The following is a 2,937-nucleotide window of genomic DNA, read 5'->3' as shown; positions in this document are numbered from 1 at the left end:
AGGCCGGCTGGCATCTCTCCGCCAAGCTGGTCGTGCCCGCCAACATCACCATCGTGCCGCTGCCGGCCAAGTGCCCCGAACTCAACCCGCAGGAGAACATATGGCAGTTCCTGCGCGACAACTGGCTGTCCAACCGCATCTTTTTCAACGAAGACGATCTCGTCGATCACTGTTGCGAAACATGGAACAAGCTCGAAGCACAGCCGTGGCGCATCATGTCCATCGGCACGCGCGAGTGGGCGAACAGGTTGTGATCACGGAGACTTGGTATAAGAAGCCGACATGCAATCCACCATGACCGACGCCTAGCCCAAAAGCCAACAAACCGTCTACCGAAACGGGGCAACCCCAGAACCTCGATCGCTTCATCGTCCGTCTCCTTCAAAACGGACTCCACCTAAACCTGGAGGAGATTCAGGGGCTCAGGTCAGCTGCGATCGACGCCGCCCACGCACAGCATGGTTTGCAGGTAGCGGATATTGTCGACCCTCCTCAGCCTTCCATCGCGATGAGCTGATCTGCGTTGAAGCCCAGGATGAATAGACCTACAGAGTCGGCGAGGGCGATAGCTTCGTCGCGGTCGGCAAAGAGCGTGCCGCCGGCATCAAAGGCGATACCGCGTAGCCCAGCATCAGCGGCATTGCGGACCGTATGAACGCCAATGGTCGGCAGGTCAGCGCGACGCTCCTGGCCCGGCTTCACCACTTTGACCAGCACGCCGCCAACACCCGCGCGACGCAATGGTCCACAACGCGCGAGCATGGCGTCGGTCCCTTCGATCGCTTCGACCGCCAAAACAAGGCCCAATTGTACTACGCATCCTTGGCCGACATCGGCCTCACCAAGCTTGCGTGCCACCTCAGTACCACGTGCGATATCCGCCAGCGCCTGGGCATCCGGCTCCGTGCGGGTCAGCAGGCCGAGCGGCCCGAGTGCTTCCTTAAGCACCTCGTGCACACCCACTACTTTGAAACCGTGCTCGCCCAGCACCTTGATCACAGCTCGCAAGAGACCGTCATCGCCCGCGAACGCCGCCTTTCCGATACGTGCGAGCATCTTTGCGCCCTCGACATCCGGCCGCAAGTCGAACAATCCTGGACGTCGAACCGCGCCAACAAGAACGAGATCACGCACCTCGTTAGCCCGCAACAACTCCACGATGCGGCCCGCAGCACCGATCCGGGCGAAGGCATGGGGAAAAGGCGCGAGGAGATCTGCTTCTGCAAAGCCATCCAAACCCACCAAGAAGACGTCACGCCCCGCTGCCCGCGCAGCAGTGGCAACGCGCAGTGGCATCACGCCGCCGCCGGCAATGATACCGAGTGTCCCGCGTGCCTCGTTGATGCCGTTGCTCATGGTGAAGTTTTTGCCCCAACAGTAGCTTCCGCACCAGCCCCTGCAAAGGCGCTGCGGCGTGTTCTGCGATGGCCGGTTGACGCGGCGCAGGGCAATTGTCACGCTGATGCTGATCTACAAGCGCATCGGACTCCATGACCTCCACATTCCATACGGTACTTCTCAGCAAGGCTCGCAACCTGCTGCCTGGCATACTTTTGTGTATCGCAGTGACGGCCGCGGCTGGAGGGTTGGCATGGCTTGAAGCCAGACTGATGGGCCGGGCGTGGGTTGAGGCACTGGTAATTGCGATTCTATTGGGCACACTGATCCGGAGCCTATGGACACCACCAGCGATTCTGCAGAGCGGTATCGCCTATGCGGGCAAGCAGATGTTGGAGTTCGCCGTCATGCTATTGGGCGCCTCGGTGAGCGCTCTGACAATCATTGCCGCGGGCCCTCTGCTTATGGTCAGCGTCATTCTGCTCGTGATTGGTGCATTGACCGCTAGCTACCTCATCGGCCGCGCTTTGGACCTTCCGGCGAAGATGGCGACGTTGATTGCAAGTGGCAATGCGATCTGTGGCAATTCGGCGATAGCCGCGGTGGCACCTGTCATTGGCGCTACTAAGGAAGACGTGGCTGCCTCCATTGCCTTTACCGCCGTGCTGGGTGTGATCACTGTTCTGATCCTGCCGCTTGTGGGCGACTTCTTGAGTATGACCATGTCTCAGTACGGTACACTTGCCGGGATGACCGTTTACGCCGTGCCACAGGTTCTTGCTGCCACCGTTCCAGTTGGGCCGGAGGCAGTGGAGATGGGCACGCTGGTAAAATTGGTGCGAGTGCTGATGCTGGGCCCGGTCTGCGTAGTACTAGCCATTATCGTCCATCGGGCTGGCCAAAAGGCTGGTGGGGCCGCGAAGCTTGGCTTCAGCAAGATGGTCCCATGGTTCATCATTGGCTTCCTTGGCATGTTAACCGTGCGTTCGCTTGGCCTTATCCCCGAGATGATTCTCGACTCGATTAAATTGGTGGCCGGAATACTGACGACTATCGCAATGGCAGCGTTGGGTCTTGGTGTCGATGTGCGGGTAGTGGCACGTGCTGGCGGAAAGGTGACGGCAGCTGTGACCCTTTCGCTGGTGATGCTAGCGGTGATCAGCGTGACGCTTATACGTATCCTTGGGGTCGCGTAACGCTGATATTCTACCCAATCACTCGTCACACGGCGAAACACTGTGTGGCGAACATAGCGGTAGAGATGGCTCGGTTGTTCGCTACAGCGTTTCGGTTCCGTTAGGTGGACCGCCTGCCGGTTGATACGCACGTTTTGCTGCTGCCGTGGTGGCGCGCAGGGCACTGACGTGCTCCCCTGAATTGGCGCCATTTTTCGGTAGAGTCCGTTTCTCAAGGGGACGGACGAATGAAACGCAGTAAGCGTCCGATGATGGCCCCTGGTCAGGCCACGGGCTTCCAATTCCATGGGAGTAGTTCGTCGATGCGCCTGGCGGGGTGATCGCCGATGCGTGCGATGAGGTCTGCGAGGTATGCCTCGACGTTCACGCCGTTGAGCTTGGCGGTCTCGATGATGGTATACAT

4 protein-coding genes are annotated in these 2,937 nt (G+C 59.5%); 2 read left to right on the top strand and 2 right to left on the bottom strand.

The genetic code is table 11. The features are described 5' to 3' along the window. The coding region (locus ACKVY0_RS04290) for a transposase (protein WP_409213556.1) at positions 1-254 on the top strand (254 nt) is incomplete at its 5' end. Positions 255-492: 238 nt separating this feature from the next. On the opposite strand, the gene ACKVY0_RS04285 is transcribed toward ACKVY0_RS04290, so the two are convergent. Next, entirely contained in the window at positions 493-1,356 is an 864-nt protein-coding gene (locus tag ACKVY0_RS04285; RefSeq protein WP_409213555.1) for an LpxI family protein, read from the bottom strand. Between the two features lie 134 nt (positions 1,357-1,490). Here ACKVY0_RS04285 and ACKVY0_RS04280 point away from each other — a divergent pair, with 134 nt between their 5' ends. Continuing rightward, entirely contained in the window at positions 1,491-2,534 is a 1,044-nt protein-coding gene (locus tag ACKVY0_RS04280) for a YeiH family protein (RefSeq protein WP_409213554.1), read from the top strand. A gap of 262 nt (positions 2,535-2,796) precedes the next feature. On the opposite strand, the gene ACKVY0_RS04275 is transcribed toward ACKVY0_RS04280, so the two are convergent. Then, a partial coding sequence (locus ACKVY0_RS04275) for a transposase domain-containing protein (protein WP_409213557.1) occupies positions 2,797-2,937 on the bottom strand: 141 nt, incomplete at its 5' end.

It is taken from the genome of Prosthecobacter sp., from assembly GCF_046154365.1.
GTDB lineage: Bacteria > Verrucomicrobiota > Verrucomicrobiia > Verrucomicrobiales > Verrucomicrobiaceae > Prosthecobacter.
The sequence above is the reverse complement of the archived record's forward strand: the minus strand, read 5'-3'. Positions and strand labels throughout refer to the sequence as shown.